General features: G+C 55.4%; 21 protein-coding genes. 11 read left to right on the top strand and 10 right to left on the bottom strand.

Going from position 1 to position 19,119, the window contains the following annotated elements; translation table 11 throughout:
- Window positions 1-11: 11 nt before the first annotated feature.
- A complete protein-coding gene (locus ABLV49_RS09070) occupies window positions 12-302 on the bottom strand; it encodes a type II toxin-antitoxin system RelE/ParE family toxin (protein ID WP_349281260.1) in 291 nt (96 codons plus the stop codon).
- 339 nt (window positions 303-641) lie between these two features.
- Between ABLV49_RS09070 and ABLV49_RS09075 the strand changes: the two genes are divergently transcribed.
- The 8 genes from ABLV49_RS09075 to ABLV49_RS09110 all read left to right on the top strand — a co-directional run bounded on the left by ABLV49_RS09075 (window position 642) and on the right by ABLV49_RS09110 (window position 7,075).
- Window positions 642-1,442, top strand: coding sequence for a phage antirepressor N-terminal domain-containing protein (locus ABLV49_RS09075; protein WP_349281261.1), 801 nt, complete (start codon window positions 642-644; stop codon window positions 1,440-1,442).
- Between the two features lie 110 nt (window positions 1,443-1,552).
- A complete protein-coding gene (locus ABLV49_RS09080; RefSeq protein ID WP_349281262.1) occupies window positions 1,553-1,768 on the top strand; it encodes a hypothetical protein in 216 nt (71 codons plus the stop codon).
- Window positions 1,752-2,768 carry a hypothetical protein gene (locus tag ABLV49_RS09085; protein ID WP_349281263.1) on the top strand — a complete coding sequence of 339 codons (1,017 nt, stop codon included), beginning with the start codon at window positions 1,752-1,754 and terminating at the stop codon, window positions 2,766-2,768. Before ABLV49_RS09080 ends, ABLV49_RS09085 begins: the two co-directional genes overlap by 17 nt.
- A gap of 10 nt (window positions 2,769-2,778) precedes the next feature.
- Window positions 2,779-3,558, top strand: a complete 780-nt coding sequence (locus tag ABLV49_RS09090) for a hypothetical protein (protein WP_349281264.1) — start codon at window positions 2,779-2,781, stop codon at window positions 3,556-3,558.
- A 137-nt stretch (window positions 3,559-3,695) separates the two neighbouring features.
- Window positions 3,696-4,199, top strand: a complete 504-nt coding sequence (locus tag ABLV49_RS09095; protein ID WP_349281265.1) for a terminase small subunit — start codon at window positions 3,696-3,698, stop codon at window positions 4,197-4,199.
- A complete protein-coding gene (locus ABLV49_RS09100; RefSeq protein WP_349281266.1) occupies window positions 4,196-6,328 on the top strand; it encodes a phage terminase large subunit family protein in 2,133 nt (710 codons plus the stop codon). The genes ABLV49_RS09095 and ABLV49_RS09100 overlap by 4 nt, the downstream gene beginning before the upstream one ends.
- A 19-nt stretch (window positions 6,329-6,347) precedes the next feature.
- Window positions 6,348-6,635: a Mor transcription activator family protein gene (locus ABLV49_RS09105; protein ID WP_349281267.1), complete on the top strand. Its 288-nt coding sequence runs from the start codon at window positions 6,348-6,350 to the stop codon at window positions 6,633-6,635.
- A 176-nt stretch (window positions 6,636-6,811) separates the two neighbouring features.
- Window positions 6,812-7,075 carry a hypothetical protein gene (locus tag ABLV49_RS09110; RefSeq protein ID WP_349281268.1) on the top strand — a complete coding sequence of 88 codons (264 nt, stop codon included), beginning with the start codon at window positions 6,812-6,814 and terminating at the stop codon, window positions 7,073-7,075.
- Window positions 7,076-7,194: 119 nt separating this feature from the next.
- Here the strand turns inward: ABLV49_RS09110 and ABLV49_RS09115 are convergent, their stop codons facing one another.
- From ABLV49_RS09115 to ABLV49_RS09155, 9 genes are all read right to left on the bottom strand, one after another.
- Window positions 7,195-8,652 carry an RES family NAD+ phosphorylase gene (locus ABLV49_RS09115; RefSeq protein WP_349281269.1) on the bottom strand — a complete coding sequence of 486 codons (1,458 nt, stop codon included), beginning with the start codon at window positions 8,650-8,652 and terminating at the stop codon, window positions 7,195-7,197.
- A gap of 230 nt (window positions 8,653-8,882) precedes the next feature.
- On the bottom strand, window positions 8,883-9,275 hold the full coding sequence (locus tag ABLV49_RS09120; RefSeq protein ID WP_349281270.1) for a hypothetical protein: 393 nt from the start codon (window positions 9,273-9,275) through the stop codon (window positions 8,883-8,885).
- Between the two features lie 96 nt (window positions 9,276-9,371).
- On the bottom strand, window positions 9,372-10,397 hold the full coding sequence (locus ABLV49_RS09125) for a helix-turn-helix domain-containing protein (protein WP_349281271.1): 1,026 nt from the start codon (window positions 10,395-10,397) through the stop codon (window positions 9,372-9,374).
- Entirely contained in the window at window positions 10,394-11,131 is a 738-nt protein-coding gene (locus ABLV49_RS09130; protein ID WP_349281272.1) for an antA/AntB antirepressor family protein, read from the bottom strand. The genes ABLV49_RS09125 and ABLV49_RS09130 overlap by 4 nt, the downstream gene beginning before the upstream one ends.
- A gap of 396 nt (window positions 11,132-11,527) precedes the next feature.
- Window positions 11,528-12,166, bottom strand: a complete 639-nt coding sequence (locus ABLV49_RS09135) for an HNH endonuclease (RefSeq protein WP_349281273.1) — start codon at window positions 12,164-12,166, stop codon at window positions 11,528-11,530.
- Window positions 12,163-13,524, bottom strand: a complete 1,362-nt coding sequence (locus ABLV49_RS09140) for an ATP-binding protein (RefSeq protein WP_349281274.1) — start codon at window positions 13,522-13,524, stop codon at window positions 12,163-12,165. Before ABLV49_RS09140 ends, ABLV49_RS09135 begins: the two co-directional genes overlap by 4 nt.
- 136 nt (window positions 13,525-13,660) lie before the next feature.
- Window positions 13,661-14,380, bottom strand: a complete 720-nt coding sequence (locus tag ABLV49_RS09145; RefSeq protein ID WP_349281275.1) for an HNH endonuclease — start codon at window positions 14,378-14,380, stop codon at window positions 13,661-13,663.
- A 119-nt stretch (window positions 14,381-14,499) separates the two neighbouring features.
- A complete protein-coding gene (locus ABLV49_RS09150; RefSeq protein WP_349281276.1) occupies window positions 14,500-15,099 on the bottom strand; it encodes a hypothetical protein in 600 nt (199 codons plus the stop codon).
- Window positions 15,100-15,164: 65 nt separating this feature from the next.
- A complete protein-coding gene (locus ABLV49_RS09155; protein WP_349281277.1) occupies window positions 15,165-15,533 on the bottom strand; it encodes a hypothetical protein in 369 nt (122 codons plus the stop codon).
- A gap of 418 nt (window positions 15,534-15,951) precedes the next feature.
- Between ABLV49_RS09155 and ABLV49_RS09160 the strand changes: the two genes are divergently transcribed.
- Genes ABLV49_RS09160 through ABLV49_RS09170 form a run of 3 tightly spaced genes read left to right on the top strand, consistent with a single transcriptional unit; the run spans window position 15,952 to window position 19,106 of the window.
- Window positions 15,952-16,179 carry a hypothetical protein gene (locus ABLV49_RS09160; RefSeq protein WP_349281278.1) on the top strand — a complete coding sequence of 76 codons (228 nt, stop codon included), beginning with the start codon at window positions 15,952-15,954 and terminating at the stop codon, window positions 16,177-16,179.
- A 3-nt stretch (window positions 16,180-16,182) separates the two neighbouring features.
- Entirely contained in the window at window positions 16,183-17,799 is a 1,617-nt protein-coding gene (locus ABLV49_RS09165) for a phage portal protein (RefSeq protein ID WP_349281279.1), read from the top strand.
- On the top strand, window positions 17,796-19,106 hold the full coding sequence (locus ABLV49_RS09170; protein ID WP_349281280.1) for a S49 family peptidase: 1,311 nt from the start codon (window positions 17,796-17,798) through the stop codon (window positions 19,104-19,106). Before ABLV49_RS09165 ends, ABLV49_RS09170 begins: the two co-directional genes overlap by 4 nt.
- Window positions 19,107-19,119 lie beyond the last annotated feature (13 nt).

Genomic DNA, 19,119 nt, shown 5'->3' on the forward strand with positions numbered 1-19,119 from the left:
GTCAATTTCCTTCAAAGGGTTTTGGACAGGGCGATGGCCGCCGCAATATCGGCCTGCTGGGTGGACTTGTCGCCCCCGCCCAGCATCACGATCAACACGTTGCCCTGCTGCACGTAATACATGCGCCAGCCTGGGCCAAAGAACTCGCGCATCTCAAAGACTCCCTCACCAACCGGCTTGACATCGCCCAGATTGCCCTTGAGGGTTTTTTCAAGGCGGCGAGCCAAGCGGCGCTGCGTCATTCGATCTTTGATACCATCGAGCCAATCGGTGAATTCGGGCAGGGTTTTCACGATGAACATGGGCTTACTGTATTCGTTCGAGTACACATAGTCAACTCTGAAAACCTGCGGTACACTTCGCCCAAGTTCTCGCCATCGTGCGGGGCAGTCGGTTCAGACGTTGAACTGGCCGGGTTTGGCGACCTGAGTAAATCACTGCGACGAAAGCCGCAGTCTCCCAGCAGATCATGCGGCTTTTTCGCTCGCGCTTCCAAGTTTTGGCGGCTCGAATGGGAGGCCTGCAAGGGCCTGCCGGTTTCACGCAAGTGGTTTCCCGGTTCGCCAACCCGTTCGAGCTGCCGCCCCCATTTGGCGATGGGTGTGGTGGTTTCTGCAAACCGAAACCATTTGGAGGCCACCATGGCCCATGTCGCACTCACGCTCGTGAAATTTCACGGTGCTACTCTTTCCGTCATCCTCATCAACGGCGTGCCCCACGTCGCCATCAAGCCGATCTGCGAGGCCATCGGCCTTGACTGGGCATCGCAGTTGCAGCGCATCAAGCGCCACCCGGTGCTCTCGACCTGCGTGGTTATAACGACCATGCAGATGTCGGGCGACGACCAGGCGCGTGATGCCGTCATGCTGCCGCTGGACAAGCTCAACGGCTGGCTGTTCGGCGTCAGCGTGCGCCGCGTCAAGCCCGAGCTGCGCGAACGCCTGACGCGCTACCAAGCCGAATGCTTCGACGCGCTGGCCCGCCACTTCGGCGCCGCCGCACCACATCAAGATATCGCTGCTGCTCCTCCTCCCGTGAACATTCACGCACGGCCAGCACCAGACAGCATTGACGTGCGCGGCCTGTTGCTTTCCGGCCAAAGCGATCCGGTACATCTCACGTCCACCCAGCAAGCCCTGATTGATGCCCGCGCCTGGACGCTGGCCCGCGAAGCGTATGAGCTGAGCCGCCAGCACATGGCGCGCCGCGTGGCCTATCGCAGCACCACAGCGCAGCGCAATGACCCGGCCAGTCCCACGGTGGCCGATATCGTCGCGTCCACCACGCTCGGCAACGCGCTGGCGCACGAGTGGCATGGCCAGATTCGCCAGCTCGAAAGCACCGCCCGCATGCTGGCCCGACTGTCCGCTGACACCTTCGCCGACCTGCAAAAGGTTGTGCGCCAAACGACTAAGCCCGATGGCTTGGATTCGGATATCTGATGATGGTTTTGCACACGGATAGGGATGGGGTAGCTCCCCTGACTGAAGAGGCTGTCCTCCGACCAGCCCTGCCGGCGTGTCTTTTGAGTCGGGGAGTACCGGAGAAGACTATGAAATTGGCAGCTACTTACGCAACAGAAGTATTTGTAAATATCGACGGAGGGTTGTCGATTACGCAGAACCCTGGCACCGGGGATGACGATGTGAGCATCTATTTGAGTCGTGAACAGGCCCGGCTTGTTGCGGCTGAAATCATGCGGCTCGATGGTAACGATGGCTTCTGGCCGGTAAAGAAAGTTGAGGTTGGCAATGGGGCAAGCGCCTGAGCAACACGCGGTCCAAGGTAGTGCGGCAGTGCAGGCTATAAAAAGACCTGCATTTCAGTTCTATCCAGCCGACTGGCGCAAGGATTCGGCTTTGCAGTCGTGCTCCATTGCCGCGCAGGGCCTTTGGATCAACATCCTGTGCATTGCCCATCAGTGCGAGCCGTATGGGCACTTGACCATCAATAAAAAGCCCATGAATGGCGCACAGATAGGCCGTTTGGTGGGGTTGTCGGCCAAGGAATGCGACAAGCTGATTGCCGAGCTTGAAGAGGCTGGTGTCGCGTCGCGCACTGACGAAGGGGCGTTATTTTCGCGCCGCATGGTCAGGGATGAATGCTTGAGAAACAAGCGCGGAAATGGCGGCGAGGGGGGTAAAGAATACGGCGCTTTGGGTGCTGAACATGGAAATAAGGGGGGTAGGCCACCGAAGGCAAGGGGGGTTATTTACCCCCCATCAGAGCCTCAAGATTTGTATAGAAGGGGGGTTATTTATCCCCCCTCGGAACCCCCCCCTTCTTCTTCATCTTCATCTTCATCTTCAATAAAACACACAGCAGTGGTCGATCAACCACCGGACGAGCCTGACGGCTCGGTGTGTGTTTCGGTTTGTCAAAAAATGCAGGAAGCCGGGATCGGGGACGCGAATCCCTCGGATGCCGGGCTGATTGTGCTGGTGGGCAAGGGGGCCGGTGTGGGCATGTTCGCTGCTGCGGCGCAGGTTGCGGTCGAGCAGAAAAAGGGGTTCGCTTACGCGCTGGGCATCGTCAAAAACAAGATGGCTGCTGCCGCGTCGATGGCTGATACGCCGATGGCTGCACCTGCTGCGCGGCCTGCAAAGGTGGATGTCAGCCGGATGACCGTGCCCGCCAGCCCGGATGCCGACGTAGAGCTGCGCCGCCTCGCTGCTGACGCGCAAATCCCTCGCAGCGGGGCGCCACCCGAGTTGCGTGAGCGCATGGCAAAGCGTCGCGGTGCGGCGAGTGTCGGTGCAGGCGCATGAGCTGAACACGATGGAAATCTCCCTCAAGATCGAAAACCTCGGCGCTGCGGCTGAGCTGCTCAAAAAGCTGAGCGGCGAGCAGGCGCGGGCCGCTTACGCCAAGGCCATCAACGACGCTGCCTTCCAGGTGCGCCGGGCCATGCAGGCTGAGATCAAGGCTGTATTCGACCGGCCCACGCCCTACATCGTCAGCAGTCCGCGCGTGCTCATGGCGACGTCCGACAAGCTGACTGCCCGCATCGCGCCGGCTTACATGGGCGGCAAGGGGATTGACCCGCAAAAGATTCTCCAGGCGCAGGAATTCGGCGGGCCACGGCGTGACAAGCGCAGCGAGGCGGCATTGCGCCGCGCCGGCATCCTGCCCGCTGGCTACTACACCGCCATTCCGGCCACGCCTTACCCAGGCAGCGACGACGGACGCGGCAACATTCGCGGGCCGTTCCTGGTGCAGTTGATCACGTACTTCCAGGCATCGGGCGAGCAGGGCTACAAGGCCAACATGACCGACAAGCGCAAGCGCGCCATCCACAAGGGCACGGTCAAGACGACAGGGCGACGCTACTTCGTGGCCTATGGCCGGCTGCGCAGCGGCAAGACGCAGCACCTGGCACCGGGCATCTGGGCCGCGTCCGGCCCCTACGGTGTTGACGTCAGGCCGGTGCTGATATTCGTGCGTGCGCCCAGCTATCAGCCGCGTCTGAGCATGGAGCGCGTAGCCAAGTCGGTGGACGTGCAGGACTACCTCGACCGCCGCCTTCGCTTTCGGATTCGGGAGGCCGCTGGCATATGACCTCGACCTTCAACCGCCCGAGCATCGGCCGGACGCGCCGCCAAAACATCGCGGGTCCTTGGTGGAAGGATGCCTGTACGGGTAATTCGAACCCCACTTTTTTTCTAGTTCTCTGGTTTGCTAAGGGGTAAGTAAGCATGCGCATCAAGGGTCAGGAACAGATCGCTTCGGTCTTCGGGGTCGCTCCCAAGACGATCACCGAGTGGCAGGTAATGGGTTTTCCTGTCGCGGTCCAGGGCGGCCCGGGCGTGGCCAGCGAGTACTACACGCCCGCCTGTGTGCAGTGGCTGGTGGACCGCGAGATCCGCAAGGTGCGGGTTGAATCCCCCAAGGACCGGGTGTTTCGCCTGCAGGGCGACAAGCTGGAGCGCGAAGAACTCAAGGAGGCCCGTCTGCTGATCCTGGCCAGCGAGGTCGAGCCGCTGTGGAGCAGCGCCGTCCTGGGCGCCCGCGAATTCCTGGCGGGCGAGCCGCCCCGGCTGGCTTCGCTGGCGATGGGTCTGGGCAAGCCGGCGCTGGAAGCCCTGCTGCGCGAGACCTTCGAGCAATTCCTCGGGCGTCTGTCCAACTGGCAGGCCGCCGACGACGACCTGGACGAAGCCGAGGATGAAGGCGATGCCGACGACGAGGCGCCCGAGTGAACTACGCCGACTCCGATTCCGACCACAAGGGCAGGGCGCAGCGTGCCTTGCGCGCCATGTTCCGCCGCGCCTGGAAAAAGATGAAGCCGCCGCCCCGGCTGTCGATTGCCGCCTGGACGGTGAAATACCGCGTGCTGAGCAACGAGGAATCCTCGCTTCGCGGCCGCTTCAGCTGGAATGTCTCGCCCGCCCTGCGCGGCATCGCCGAGGTCGCCAACCACCACGCCACGCGCAAGGTCGTCGTGCAGAAAAGCGCCCAGGTCGGCTACACCGCCGGCATCGTCTGCAACGTCATCGGCTACCACATCCACTACAAGCCCAGCGTGATCGTGGCGGCCTTTCCCCGCGCCCAGGCGGCCAAGGACTTTGCCAGCGAAAAGCTCGATCCGATGATCCGCGCCTGCGCCGTGCTGCGCAGCCGCATCAACCTCAAGAGCCGGGCCGACGGCAACAGCATGTTGCGCAAGCGCTTTCCGGGCGGGCTGGCCAAGCTGGTCGGCACCAACAGCCCGAGCGATGTCAAGTCCACCAGCGCGCGCGTGGTGATCGTCGAGGAGCCCGACGATGCCGCCACCGATGTGCGCGGCCAGGGCAACTCCATCAAGCTGCTCGAAGAGCGCGTGAAGACCTATGCTGACCACCTGATCCTGATCGGCGGCACGCCCACGGCCAAGGACGCCAGCGCCGTCGAGGCCGAAATGCGCAAGACCGACAAGCGCTACTTTCACGTTCCCTGCCATTCATGCGGCGAGACCCACGTGCTGGCCTGGGAAAACGTCACCATCCCCGAACCTGAAGACGGCGCGGTGCGTGAAATCTACGGCCGCCACCAGCACGAACAGGCCTTCTACACCTGCCCGCATTGCGGCACGGTGTGGACCGACGACGAGCGCATTGCCAACCTGCGGCGCGCCGAGGCCTGCGGCGGCGGCTGGGTCGCCACGGCCGACAGCGCCATTCCGGGCTTCTACCTCAACGAGCTGCTGAGCACCTTTGACGAGTCGCGCATCCCCGTGCTGGCGCGCAAGTACCTGGAGGCCAAGGACAAGCTCGACCGGGGCGACCCGAACGACATGATCGCGTTCTGGAACTCCACGCTGGGCATCACCTGGGAATACCGGGGCGAGCTGCCCGAGGAAGACGTGCTGCGCGCCCGGGCCGAAAAATACGACGAGTGGACCTGCCCGATGGGCGCTCTGGAAGTGCATGCCACGGTGGACGTGCAGCACGACCGGCTGGCCGTGACCGTGTGGGCCTTCGGGCGCGGCGAAGAAATGTGGCTGGTCTATTGGGGCGAGCTGTACGCCCCGACCGTGGTCGCGCATGCCGGCGCCTGGATCGAGCTGGAGCAACTCCTCGACAAGCGCATCCGCCACGCCACCGGCGCCGCGCTGCGCATCAAGGCCGTGGGCATTGACTGCTCGGACGGCCAGACCAGCGACGCCACCTATGCCTTCGTGCGCAAGCACCACAAGGCAGACCGGCCGGTGCTGGCCCTCAAGGGCGCGTCTGACGCCGTCGGCAAGGTGGAAATCTGGACGCCGCCCAAGAAAGTGGACCCCAACAACCGCTCCACCAAGGCCGCGCGCCATGGCGTTTCCGTAGGCATCGTGGGCACCGCCAAGGCCAAGGACCTGATTCTGGGCTGGTCGGAAAACGCCGGCCGCGTGCGGCTCGAAGGCAACGGTCCCGGTCGCATGCACTGGTACGAAGGCGTGCGCGACGACTTCTACGAGCAGCTACTGAGCGAGATCAAGATTCCGAGCCGCAACAACCCGGCCCGGCGCGAGTGGAAGCCGCGCACCGACCGGCGCAACGAGGCGCTGGACTGCACCGTGTACGCCGTCTATCTGTACCGCGCCATGCGATTACACCTGCGCCGGCCCGCCCAGTGGGACCTGGCCGAACATGCCGTGCGCCAGGCGCCGCTGCTGCTGGAGGGTGACGACGCCGTGTTTGCGCCGTCAGCGCCAGCCGTTCCTATGCAGACGTCTGCACTGCAGGCTTCTGATGCGGTGGTGCAAGCGCCAGCGTCTGCACCCGTACCACCAGCGAAAAAAGTTCAGCCAACTCCAAATTCAGACAGTAGCAGCGACGACGCACTGTTTGCCCCCATCCGTTTTTACTGAGCCCGCACGACCCACCACCATGACCACAGCCTTTGAAGACCCGCTCGACATCATTGAAGAAGAGGCCCGCGCCATGGCACTGTGCTTTGGCGCGGCTGACGGCGAGGCGATGGCCAGCGCCCTGGTGAAACGCGTCATCACGCGCATGGCAGGCGCCCGCTTTTATGTGCCGACCATCAGCGCCCGCCAGCGGCAGCAGGAGCATGCCGCAATTCGCCGCAAGTTCACGGGCGCCAATGTGCAGGAGTTGGCAAAGGAGTACGGGATGAGTGCGCGGCATGTGCGGCGCATTGTTTCCGATGCTTAAAAATAAGACACAATTGTCAGTGCAGGAAATATCTCCATCTCCAGGCACCCCATATTCTGTGGAACTCACGAGCCTTGTGGCAGGTAAAGGCAACTGTTCATAGAGCGTGGAGAGAAGTCGCTGAGTATTTGGCGACTAAAAACAAGTGAAATCTAATACACGTTTAAGGAATAAAGATGACTCTTAGAAACCAATTTATTGATGCCATCATTGATGGTAAATTTGGTAATGGAATTACTGTTACTCGCCAAGAATTCATGCAATTTTTTTCAAATGAAAATTCTTTAACCACAGGCTGTTTTCTATCAAACTCAGAAATAATAACTGGTGCACCACATAGCCCTAACTACACGCACTTCACACTCCGAATTTCTGAAGGACGGTATCGGGTTCACCCTGGCGCTATTGAAATTCGCATGCAACAACGTGGCATGCTCTAAAGATCGGGATTGTCAAGAGCTACGCTTTTTCATAAATATCTTAGAATTACAGTCAATTGCCTTCTAATACCCTTGCCAATTAGATGGTTATTGAGTATTTCAATAAAATTTGAATAGAGTCAAAAATCGAACTCAGGTCCATCAATTCCCTTGAATTGGTGTGAATATAGTTCTTGAATATCGCCAGTTAACTCTGAATGATGGACTGTACTTCTGCTGCTAGTGAACTTAACTGCTTTGATCATGCGAATCTGAATCGACTTAAAGTCGAGTTCTAGAGTAGACTTCTCTATTAATTGAGTTTCATTTTCAAAAATTAGATCACTTTCCGTATGCGCCGGACCGTTTGGGTAGGGATGTTTGTGGACCAAGTTGAACTCCAGGTCATCGTCTTCGTCAGCAGTCACTGAAAATTCTGTCTTAGTACCCTGCGGAAAGTCAGGCTGCTTGATTTCACAAGCGTGCGCGAACAGCACAACGTTCATCGACTCTCCACCAGATTGGGCCGATGCGAAAGCCACCCCATCAATGCGAGGTTCGATGGACGCTAAGAACTCAGCGATTACCTGAGTAATTAAATAATCGAACTGCTCGCCATCACTAAAGACGGGTACGGATAGTCTAGATGAGAGGCTTCGCAGGAAGTGCATTTTGTCCGAAATTTTGTGGAAGTTTGGGTCAAACAAGCTCATCTTCTTATAAATATTCTCCAAATGTTTCAAGTTAAGAATTTTGAGCGGCCTCAATAATTTAAATTTACCAATAACAACTTGTGATCCAACTGGTGCACGAACCTCAGCGATACATGTTTCGGCATCAAAAGCACCATAAAGTGCGGTAACGCCTGCAGCGTTCATGCGACCCGCCTTCGCACTTCTACCCCATTGAGCCCCTAACTGGTTCGGAACACCCTCAAGGATCTCTTTTAACTTGTTATCAGTCTCTGCAATACGGGCTCGGTATATGCCATCAAAATCAGTTGGATCCAAGATTTGAACCGCCGTTCCTTGATAGCTAGACATTTCTTGGATACCGTTAAAAAGTTCTTCAAGAAAATCGACTGTGCTTTTGCTGAAGAACCGCGTTCGGTGTAGTAACTCATCCTGCATTTCAGACCAACTAGACTCGATCTGACCATGGCTCGTTGTTATTTCAATATACCGTGCTTCATCGCCGAATGGGTCTTCGTCGAATTCAAACGGATCGTGTTCGCTGCTAGAAGACCAAATCTCTACGATGTCGATGGCGATTTCTCGTGAGACCTCAGCATAGCTTGCGATGATTTCTTGAGGCTCTTCGCCTTCTCGAAACCACACGTAGTCGCTTTCCTTGTCGCGCAATAACATTTCTTGCCACAAGTCAGGCTGGTCCGAGCTAAGTTGAAAGTGTTCATCGAACACCTCTTGCACTCGATCTGCGAGTGTCTGTAGCGTCCAAGAGCGAATCCCTTTGCGCCTGCAATAGCTGCATGCCTGCTTTTTTCCTGAAGCTTTCATCTCGCGTTGAAGAAAATCGTCGTCAACGCATCTATAGCAGACATAATTTTCGTCGCTATCGTCCTTTGTCACTCCGCCCATACATAGCTCCTTTTAATATCCACTGACGAGATTAATAAGTATTGCCGTTCGATGGGTGTTCGCTTTAAATGTCCGCGTCATCCCGGCATTGTCGGGGTAAGGTCTTTACAAGCACTACTGCACACGAACCTCGCAATCAAGGCCGGATATAAGGGCGCAGCCGACTTCTTCACACACGACACAAATTCTTCTTGTTACTCGGGAGAGATTGATATAAGTTATATTCTCATTTATCGCAGCGTATTTGCCAAGAGTATTTGGCGTAAACCCTTTATAGCCTTATCATTCTTGATCTGGTTGAACCCAAATGCAAAGTTACCTTGCTCCTTAACGAAGTTCGGCATCCATTTTTCATCGTTTAATAGCGGCATCGGATCAAAAAGCTGCCCGTCGGTTCCTGTGATCATGCTGATGAATTCGGGTTTGTTCGAAGGCTTTACATTGCTGATCAAGAAAGATGCTCGAAGGTAGTACTTGCGAGGACTACCTTCGCCAGCGATAAGCCAAATACGACATCCCTTTTTTCCGTCAGTAGATTTTTTTGTGTAAATAGCCAGATTGTTGATGTTCAGGGCTGGATAGCCCATTTTTTCGGCTTTGTGATAAACGACGTAGTCGAGCATTTCTTCCTTTGTTGTGTCTAACGAATTCAGCGGCTGAATCTACTTGCGTAACCTGTCAGTCGGCTATTGTCTGCGCTCCGCTGACGACTCTGACAGTCAATGCATCCGCCCCGCGCCCAAACTCGCCGGGTTCAGCCTGAGCGCGGCGCAAGCGTCGAGTAGCACGGCGCGGCGCACGGGCTGGCCGGACTGGTGCTTTTCGATGGCTGCGTGCGCCCAGCCGCAGCCCTTGGTGCTGCCCAGGCCTGCGCCCACAGCGGCTTGGCGCAGGGCGGCGATGCGCGCGCGGCCAGCGGCCACGACTTCGGGCGCTGCGGGTTTGGCGACTGGCGGCTTCCACAGCGCGGGCGCTGGCGTTGCCGCCGTGGTGGCTGTGCTGGCCCAGCCACCGGGCGCAGCCTGAAGCCAACTGGCCTCAAACCGTGCCCACTTGCGGCGCGGGTCGCAGCAGGTCTGCAGCGCCTGCTCCAGCGTCAGGCCGGCAAGGCGGGCTTGCTGACAAATCTCTTCGATCACCGCCGCCGTGACCGGCTCCTTTCGCTTGGCTTTGCGGATGGCCGCGAAGTCGGCCAGGACTTTCGGGTTTACGCCATCAATCATCATCAGCGTCGCCGGCAAGGCCGGTGCGCCTGTTCCTTCTGTGTTCTCTTTATTGTTCAATACAGTTATGGGTGCAGATTCTGCGGGGGTCAAGGTCGAAATCTGCGGGGGTGGCGTGCCGTTTTCTGCGGGGGGTGCTGCAAAAACTGCGGGGGTCGGGGCCGGGTTGTCCACCGCGCCAGCGTCTTGCCACAGGTCACCCGGCACGGCAACGCCCCCGCCCAGCGTGGACGGAAACACCAGCGGCGCCAGGCCGTCCAGGTGAACCGTGTAGCGCGTGGCGTGGCCGATGCGCAGTCGGGGCCGCAGGATGCCGGCCTTGACCAGCGCGCGCACATGCCCCTGCACCGTGCGCTCGCTCATGCCGCACATCAGCGCCACGCGGACGATGGACGGCCAGCTCAGGCCGGATTCATTGTTGACGTGGTGGCAAAAGCACTGCAGCACCAGCTTGGAAATGCCACGGGGCAGGGCGCAGCGCCAGAGATGCGCGGCCAGATCAAGGCTCAGGCTGGCGCTCATGCGGCACCGCCTTGCGCGCTGGCGGCGCGAATGCGTTCAAGGGCTTGCAGGCTGATCTGCAGCGACATTTCTGCCGTGCGGGTGAGCATGCGCATCTCGTCGTGCCAGGTGCGCGCCAGCGCCGTGCCCAGGTCGCCTTCGCTGATGACTTGGGTGGCGCGCGCCATGTCCACGCGCCGGGGCACGCCCGAGACGGCCTGAAACGCCACACGGCGCGCCAGGTGTTCGCGCACCAGCCCATAGGCTTCGTGGGCCAGCGTCCAGGCGCGCAGGTCGATGGCCTTTTGCAGCTCGGGCGGCAGCGTGGCGCTTGGGTCGCTCTGGCCGCTGAGCAGCAGGGCCGCCGGGTTGATGGCGGGCACGGCATGGGCGGTGCGGTCAATGGCTGGCGTGATGGCTGATTTCTCGCACGCGATGAAGTAGCGCCGGGCCTGCCTGCCCATGTCGTTGTTCTCGACCATCGACAGCTCTTTGGCCATGTCGAGGGTCAGGTGGTAGTCGATGCTGTACTTTGTGCCGCTTGGGAGCTGCTCCCCCGATTTGGTGAGCAGGTAGTCCGTGCCTTCTTCAAAGCCGAATTTGCGAATTCGGCCTTTGACCCAAGTCGCGAAGTCGCGCTTGACCTGCATGAAGGCATGCAGGGTGCGCGCATCGCACAGCCGGGCAGTGGAATTGGAAAGGGTGCCCGTGAAGACGGGAATGAGGGCAGAAGTGCCCGTGACGAAATCAGCCATGAGTGGGCTCCAAGCGGTTCAGTTTGCAAAAACTGACGCACCCACTACCAAATGGGGGCGGCAGCTCGAACGGGTTGGTAGACCGGGAACCACTTGCGTGAACCGGCGGAGCCGAGGCTCCCCCATCCGAGCCGCCAAAAACTGGAGGCAGAAATGATGAAGCCGCAGGTTCTGCGGAGAGGCTGCGGCTTTCGTCGCAGTGGTTACACGGGCTACCAAACCCGGCCACACCTTTTTTTGATGTGGACTTGAGTGAAGTATAGCCGCTGAAATTGCGGCGGGTCAAGTAGGGCGGGCCTCATTAACTCAATACTGTATCGAACTAACTGGGGGGCTTACACAAAAGCTATGCATTATTTAGAATGTTACCAGACGTTATATTAATAAATAAGCAGATTATTTATTTACAAACTTCATATGGCCTAACATTCTTTTTATTTCGGCTGGATTTGCATCTGGAGGGCATTTGTCTAAAAATGCAGAAAACTCATTAGCTATGGCGCTATCAAAACATTCCCATTCGGCAAATTTATAATCAAAACGACTTAGATTACAGGCAATATAAGTTTGACTTGCTTTGTGTTCATTGAGGATTCTATATATTCTTTTTTTTCCAATTACGATAATTTCAAAATGCTCATGATGTTTATCAAAGTGCGGGTGAACAATAGAGTAATCATTTGATCTTGAAGGATATTTGATTGGTTTTTTTGATTGATTCGTGAGAACATTTGTGGCATCCTTTGGGTTATTGCACTCTTTGCATGCGATGGCCAAGTTTTCTGGTTCAAACAAATATTCTGGAAATAATGATTTTGGTAGGATGTGCTCAATGTCCCATGTTAAGCCGTGCGTTTCCTTTTTTTCTATTTTGCAGTATGCGCAGCAATAAGACTGTTCTTTAAGATAGTGTTTTCGGATCGTATTTCGAACCTCGACAATTTTTCCTTCGGTTTTATTCCATATTTGATGATCTGTCTTATCGTACTCATCAATATAAGTTTTTATTGAGTCAATATAATCAATTTTAATCATTTTTTCCCGATCAACATTTTAACTTGGTGAAAAATGTGAAGAACGGGATCGGAGTCTTCAAGGCGATGCTTAATTTTATTAATTACTTCTAGTTTTGTAAAGTCTTCGTCAGATAGAAGTTCCAGCTTTACCAGTTTTGATAAAATTACTAAAAGTGTTCTTATAATATATTCATTTTTGAATCCTGGTTCATGAAATATTTGTGTTAACTGAAAATCTGAAGATTTTTTTGAATAATCACTTGGGAGTAAAATTTCTCCACTTTCCAAATCGGCAACAAATCCATTTTCAGAGGTGAGTCCAGAGACGATTTGAGGCGAATGAGTTGCTATGACAAAGTGACATCCGCGATATGTTGAGAAAGCATTTTGGAGAGTATCAATAAATTCAGCTTGCCATCTTGGGTGAAGGCTAATTTCTGGCTCATCTATGCAGATCAAAGAGCCGTCTTTCATCAATCCAGCCATCCCAAAAAACATTAAAAGCATGCATTGCTGTCCTGAACTGGCAAGGTGCATGGGTAACTTGTCTTTTGTGGTTTTATTAAAGAGGCTAAATTTTGTTACTATAAATAATCCACACTCAATTAGGTTTGGTAGATATTTTGAAATTTCGAAAAATTCTCTATTTTCTCTTCTTTCATTTATCAAATCTATAGTATATGAAAAGCTTTTATTTCTAGGATTTTGATTGGAAAAATACAACAATCCTGGTAGGATTTCTTCTTCAAAATTAAATGCTCTGATCGATTTATTTTTATGAGATGTGCATGCATGCTGAAATTCCTCGTAAAGTGAATGTTTTAACTCTTCTGGGTGTAATTCCAGATAAAATTCTTTTCGAGGGCGGAATCGTTTGATTTCAATGTGAAATGCGGGAAGAAATCCGATGTAGTCAAGTATTTTTGCGATAACTTCTGGATTATTCTTATTATTTTCAAATCCATGAATAATAGGGGCTACTGCATTCGAAATGATATTATGAGGCGAAGATCTATAGTTTCCTAAGCCAAGGTAATGATAATCAACCTCAAATTCTTTTTGGTTTGAATGAGTTTCATATCGATCTCGAGAGAAGATTGACCTATATGGGTCTGGAAATCTATCAAATCTACTATTTGAAACTGCGATAACTTGACTTGGTTGTTGTTGTGAGTTATTCGTCTCAAAAATTTCTCTTTGAAATATAAATGTTTCTTTGTTGAAAATATAGCTGTTTGCTATCTTGCTTAGTATTTTTGTTTTTCCAGATGCATTTTTGCCGACAAGTATGGTAAATACATTCTCATTGTTAAAAGTTGGATGACTTAGGGTTGTTGATTTGGCATCAACAATAATATTATTTATTTGAAATTTCATATTTTTTTTTGATTATGATTTTTGGTGCTTCAAGAATATTGATTATTAATTTTTTGATTAATTTATGTTATTGAATTATTAGAATTAACGAAATTTAAAACTGGCTTCTACAACACTGCACGTACACATAGATCAATCATGTTTTTACTTTCCAAGTAACTTTATATACGACAGTTTGATGGAACTGCATGAATAACTCGTGCTGCGGAGAAAGAGAAATTCGCATATCAGACGTGATTCCTAATTTTTCAGGTTCAGTTAAGAGCGGCGATAGCTGGATGCGTCCATCGGTTTGAAACGTAATGAGCCCTGTATCGAAAGTGCGGTCAAGATTTGGTGCCAGGAGAAGACCGTTGAACGGGTCTAGGCGCTCGCTATTGTTCGATGCCCGCCATGGCTTGATGTGTGAGGCCACCAGTAGACTGGTGTCTTTAAAGTTGGTGACTGCGCAGGCTTTCCAGTAAGTTAGCACCTTCTGGCGAAAAACTCCTTGGCCAATCCGCGACTTGACCAAGTTGCGCTTCTCTGTCTTGCTCAAATCGTCGTTATCAAGTATCGAATCAATGTCGGCTTCAATATCGTTTCCATACCCCTCCGAAAGGTACTCTGAAAACTTGGACAGGGCGCTGCTATACATGTGGTGGCCGCGCTCATTGCGTTCTTGAAAGATTGCCAGAGAGCTAATCGCTGACGCAACTTCATTAAATTTGGTTGGATTGAACATCGATGTAAGTGATCCGTCTAGCAATCCATGATCGATGGCCCACTTCGATAGAGGCCCTTGAATCGCTCCAGCATACTTATCTACTGATGAGGCACTGAGCCCGCGATAAATCATCCAATCTTCAAAAGTCATTGCCGTTATCTTATAGAGTCAAAAAATCTAAAAACCGTCTCTTGCCAAGTGACGTGTGTTCGTAAATATTGAAAAAATATTAATGCATGATGGAGTCAAAAGCAGATGTTCTGAATTGATTAATTTTGCTGTACCATATTGGTAATGTTGTCTAGAAGGCTGGCAATTTTTGGTTGTGGTCCATTCGCTGAAGCTACAATTTCTTTGACCTGCTGGCTGGTGGTTGATGAGTGAAGCGCTGCAAGTTCTAATACTGCTTTGTCCATGGCAGGGGTTATTGCAGTCCGAAGTATTGTTTCAAATTCTTCAATTTGAAAAGGACTTGCACCATTTGATGTTGAATATTGTCTTATGGTGTCAAAAATATCTAATATTTTATTTTTAGAGCGCATTTTGAATGCAAGTACGGGATCAATGCCTGCTAATAAGGAGATGGCCTCTTCGTATCGTTCGTGAATATTTGAGTCCATTGGAATAATGGATTTTATTTGTGTGCGAAAAGAATGAACTGTCTCTTGTGAGATGGGTGTTCGACTTTTTATTTCGCGCAGAATAACATCAATGTTTACAAAGTAGTGGCGAATTTCTAAGAGGTCGGAAAGAGCACAGGCTATTAAACGCTTTCTTTCTGTACGGGAACGGAAGTAGACGCCAATACCTGAAATTGTGCTGCCTAATATTACGCCAATCAGTGGTGCTATTATTTGAAAAACTTCCATAGTAGGGGCTATATTTGAGTTGAGCGTTGAGTGGTTTGTATGTAACGAAGCATAGTTTTTTAAGGTTATCTTTTCGGAGTTATTTGAAAATACGTAATTCCATTAATTGGAATGCCATTTTTTTCATATCTGCCAAAAGACCACCATTCTGGACGATCCATGAAGACAACCCAGACAATTAGGCCAAAAAATAAGGCTGATTCTATTTCGCTAAATTCACAAGCTTTTTCATAAATAGGTTCAAAAATTGTGCCGGACCAGTTTGAGCCAGGCATCCAGCTTGAAGTCTGAATTTCAGTCCCTTCTATGCGATTATTCAATTCATCAACAATATTTTTATATTCAAGATCGGATAGACGCTTTCGCCAGCGGTCAAATTCGCGACGATGGGGAATTTTTATAATTTTTTGATCGGAATCAATGGCATAGAGCATAAAAAATATTTGTCAATCTAAATTGAATAAATGCTATCTATAATTTTGAGAAATTTGGACTCATCCAATTCGCAGGGTAACTAGTTCATGTTACTCTTTGATACAGTGAAAAAGCGCATAAACAGCAGTTTTTTTACTTTTCACGAATTTGGTTCAAGCTGCGAAATTGGCGAATAAATCGGCTTTTGCCATCTACCAATTTCATACGCATTTTGGCGATTGATTTTTTAAGTCTTTTATGCTTCTAGCGCAGGCTGCACGTGCGCATACAGCTATGAATTTAGTAGCGTTTCGCACTGCGCCGACCGCCGCCATGTCAAGCTGGCGCTGAGTCTGAACCGCTGCCACCGCGCCCCAACCCTGAATTTAGTGACACGTTTGGCTAGAAATGTCCGCGCCGCCCCGGCATTCTCGGGGCATGGGTCTTTACAGCCACTACTCCACACCTGATCTTGAAGCGCTGCGCCAGCGCCTCATGGACTCGCTCCATGCGCGGCTGACCGGCCCAACCTCGGCCACCAGCAACGGGCGCAGCGTCCAGTTCCAGCAGCAGACCGACCACATCCGCAAGGAAGCGGGCGAGGTCGCCACCGAGCTGGCCCGCCGCAACGGCCAGTTCGACCGTCGTCCGATCTACCTGGCTTGAGGCATGGCACGCAACAAACGTCCTCCCGCCAGCCGCCACGCCGCGCACGCCCTCAAGGGCGGCGGTGCTGGCGCCAGCATGTCCGCCTACCAGGGCGCCTCATTCACCGACCTGGCCCTGAGCGGCTGGAGCCCGCCAGCCGCCAGCGCCGACGCCGACCTGCTGCCCGACCTGGATGCGCTCACCGCGCGCTCGCGCGACCTGAGCCGCAACAACGGCGTCATGGGCGGGGCCATGCAGACCCTGCGCGACAACATCGTCGGCCCGGTCCTGCGCCTGAGCGCCATGCCCGACTACCGCCTGCTGGGCTGGAGCCGCGAGCAGGCCCATGCGTGGGGCAACGATGTCGAGGCCAAATTCCGCAGCTGGGCCGAAACCACCGAATGCGATGCGGCCCGCTCTCTGAACCTGCTGGGCATGACGGTGCAGGCGCTGGGCGGGGCGATGCTCAACGGCGACGCCCTGGCGCTGCCGCTATGGCTGCCGCGCCCGGGCAGCCGCTGGAGCACCCGCCTGATGGTCATGGAAGCCGACCGCTTGTGCACGCCCGACGGCCTGCAGTTTCGCGACGACATTCGCGCCGGCATCGAGCTGGACACCTACGGCGCGCCGACCGCCTACCACCTGCTGCGCCGCCATCCGGGCGACGCCTACGGCGTCTATGGCGCGACGGTTTCGCAGCTCAAGCAGTGGGACCGCATTCCGGCCTTCACCGACTGGGGCCGCCCGCGCGTCATCCACCTGCATGACAAGGAGCGCACCGGCCAGTCGCGGGGCCGGCCCATCGTGTCGGCGGTGATGCGCGAATTTCACATGACCGGCAAATACGCCAGCAATGAATTGCAGGCCAGTTTGGCGAATTCGCTGGTCGCGGCGTTTCTGGAGTCGGACCTTGACCAGGAGTCGGCCGCCGCGCTGTTCGGCGAAGACCCGCGCACCGCCTGGAACAAGTCCGTGGGCCAGGCCCAGAGCATCGGCAAGCTGCAGGGCGCGGCGGTGATTCCGCTGCCCGCCGGCGCGCGCATGAGCAGCTTCACGCCGGGCCGGCCCAACGCGGCGTTCTCAGCCTTCATGGACGTGCTGCACCGGCAGATCGGCGTGGGCGTCAACCTGCCGTATGAACTCTTGATGAAGGACTTCAGCAAGACGAGCTGGTCCAGCGCACGGGCGACGCTGCTGGAGGCCTGGCGCTACTTTCACGGCCGGCGCCGCTGGCTGATGGACTACTGGCTGCAGCCCATCTATGCGCTGTGGTTCGAGGAAGCCGTCAATGCGGGCGAGATCGAGGCGCCGGGCTTTTACGCCAACAAGTACGCCTACACGCGGGCGAAGTTCATCTTCGGCGGTCGCGGCTGGGTGGACCCGGTCAAGGAGGCGCAAGCGGCCGTCATGCGCATGGAAGCGGGCTTATCCACTTTGGAGAAGGAATGCGCGGAGCAGGGCGATGACTACGAGGAAGTGATGGACCAGCTCGCCGTGGAGCGCGCCATGAAGCTGGCGCGCGGCCTGCCGCTCGATACGGCCGCGCCCGTGCAGACGTCTGCACAGCCCGTCGAGCCGCCTGAAGAACAGGCAGACGACGCCATTCCCGGCACCGCGCAACCACAAGGCACCGAATGAAATACCCCCACCTGGCCGCGCGCATCTTCAACACGCCGCTGCTCGTCCATCCGCAAAAGCTGGACGCCATCATCGCCGGCCTGGGCGAGCGCCTGGCTGGTGCGCCGCTGCAACCAGGCGCCATCGGCCAGCCTGCCATGCCCACGATGTTCACCACCCGCAAGGGCGAGCGCTCGGACCGTGGCTACCGCGTGGTCGATGGCGTGGCCGTGCTGGGCATCGGCGGCGCGCTGGTGCACCGCACCCGCATGGAAGCGGACTCGACCGTGCTGCTGGGCTACAACGATGTGGCGGCCGACCTCGAAGAGGCCATGAACCACCCGGACATCCATGCCGTGCTGCAGGTGTACGACAGCCCGGGCGGGGAGGTGGCCGGCGCCTTTGAGTATGCGCAGCGTGCAATGGCCCTGCGCGGCAAGAAGCCCATGCTGGCGATTGCCGACAGCATGGCCGCATCAGCCGCCTACCTGGGCGCGAGCGCCGCCGACGAGCTGGTGCTGACCACCACGGGCTACGCCGGCTCCATCGGCGTGGTCATGCGCCATGTGGATTTGTCGCAGGCGCTGGCTTTGGAGGGCGTGGCCGTCACGCACATCTTTGCCGGCGCGCGCAAGGTCGATGGCAATGCCTTCGAGCCGCTGCCCGAAGCCGTGCGCGCCCAGCTGCAGGGCGAGATGAACGATCTGTACGACGAGTTCATCAACGCCGTGGCTCTGCAGCGAAAGATGGCGCCCGACGCGGTGCGCAAGACGCAGGCCGCGATGTACCGGGGCGTCGCTGCCATCGCTTGCGGGCTGGCCGACCGCATCTCGACCACCGACCAATTGATTACCGAACTGGCCGCGCAGCGCGTGCGTTCGTATCCCGCCGGGCCATCGGCCCGATCCACCGCCAACGACAACCACAAAGGAAGCACCATGTCAGGCAACACCACCCCCGGCGGTCCACCACCCGCCATTTCCACCCCCGCATCGGCCAGCTACACCCAGGCCGATGTGGACGGCGCCCGCGCTCAAGGCGCGGCCGCCGAGCGCGCCCGTGTCGGCGCCATCCTGACGCACCAGGGCGCGGCGACCAACATGGCCCTGGCGATTCAGTGCGTCAACACCGGCTTGAGCGCCGAGCAGGCCAACGGCATTCTGGGCGTCGCGCCCGTGGCAGCCGCTGCGCCGGGCAACCCGTTTGCCGCCGCCATGGCCCATGTCGGCAATCCGAAGGTTTCCGGCGTCGAGGGCAAGCCGGATGCGCAGGACGATCCGGCGGCCCTGGCCGGTTCGTGGAACCGCGCTTTTGGCATCAAGGCCTGACGCGCCGCTTTCA

Origin of the sequence: Polaromonas hydrogenivorans, from assembly GCF_040105105.1 — a bacterium.
Taxonomy (GTDB): Bacteria; Pseudomonadota; Gammaproteobacteria; order Burkholderiales; family Burkholderiaceae_C; genus Polaromonas; species Polaromonas hydrogenivorans.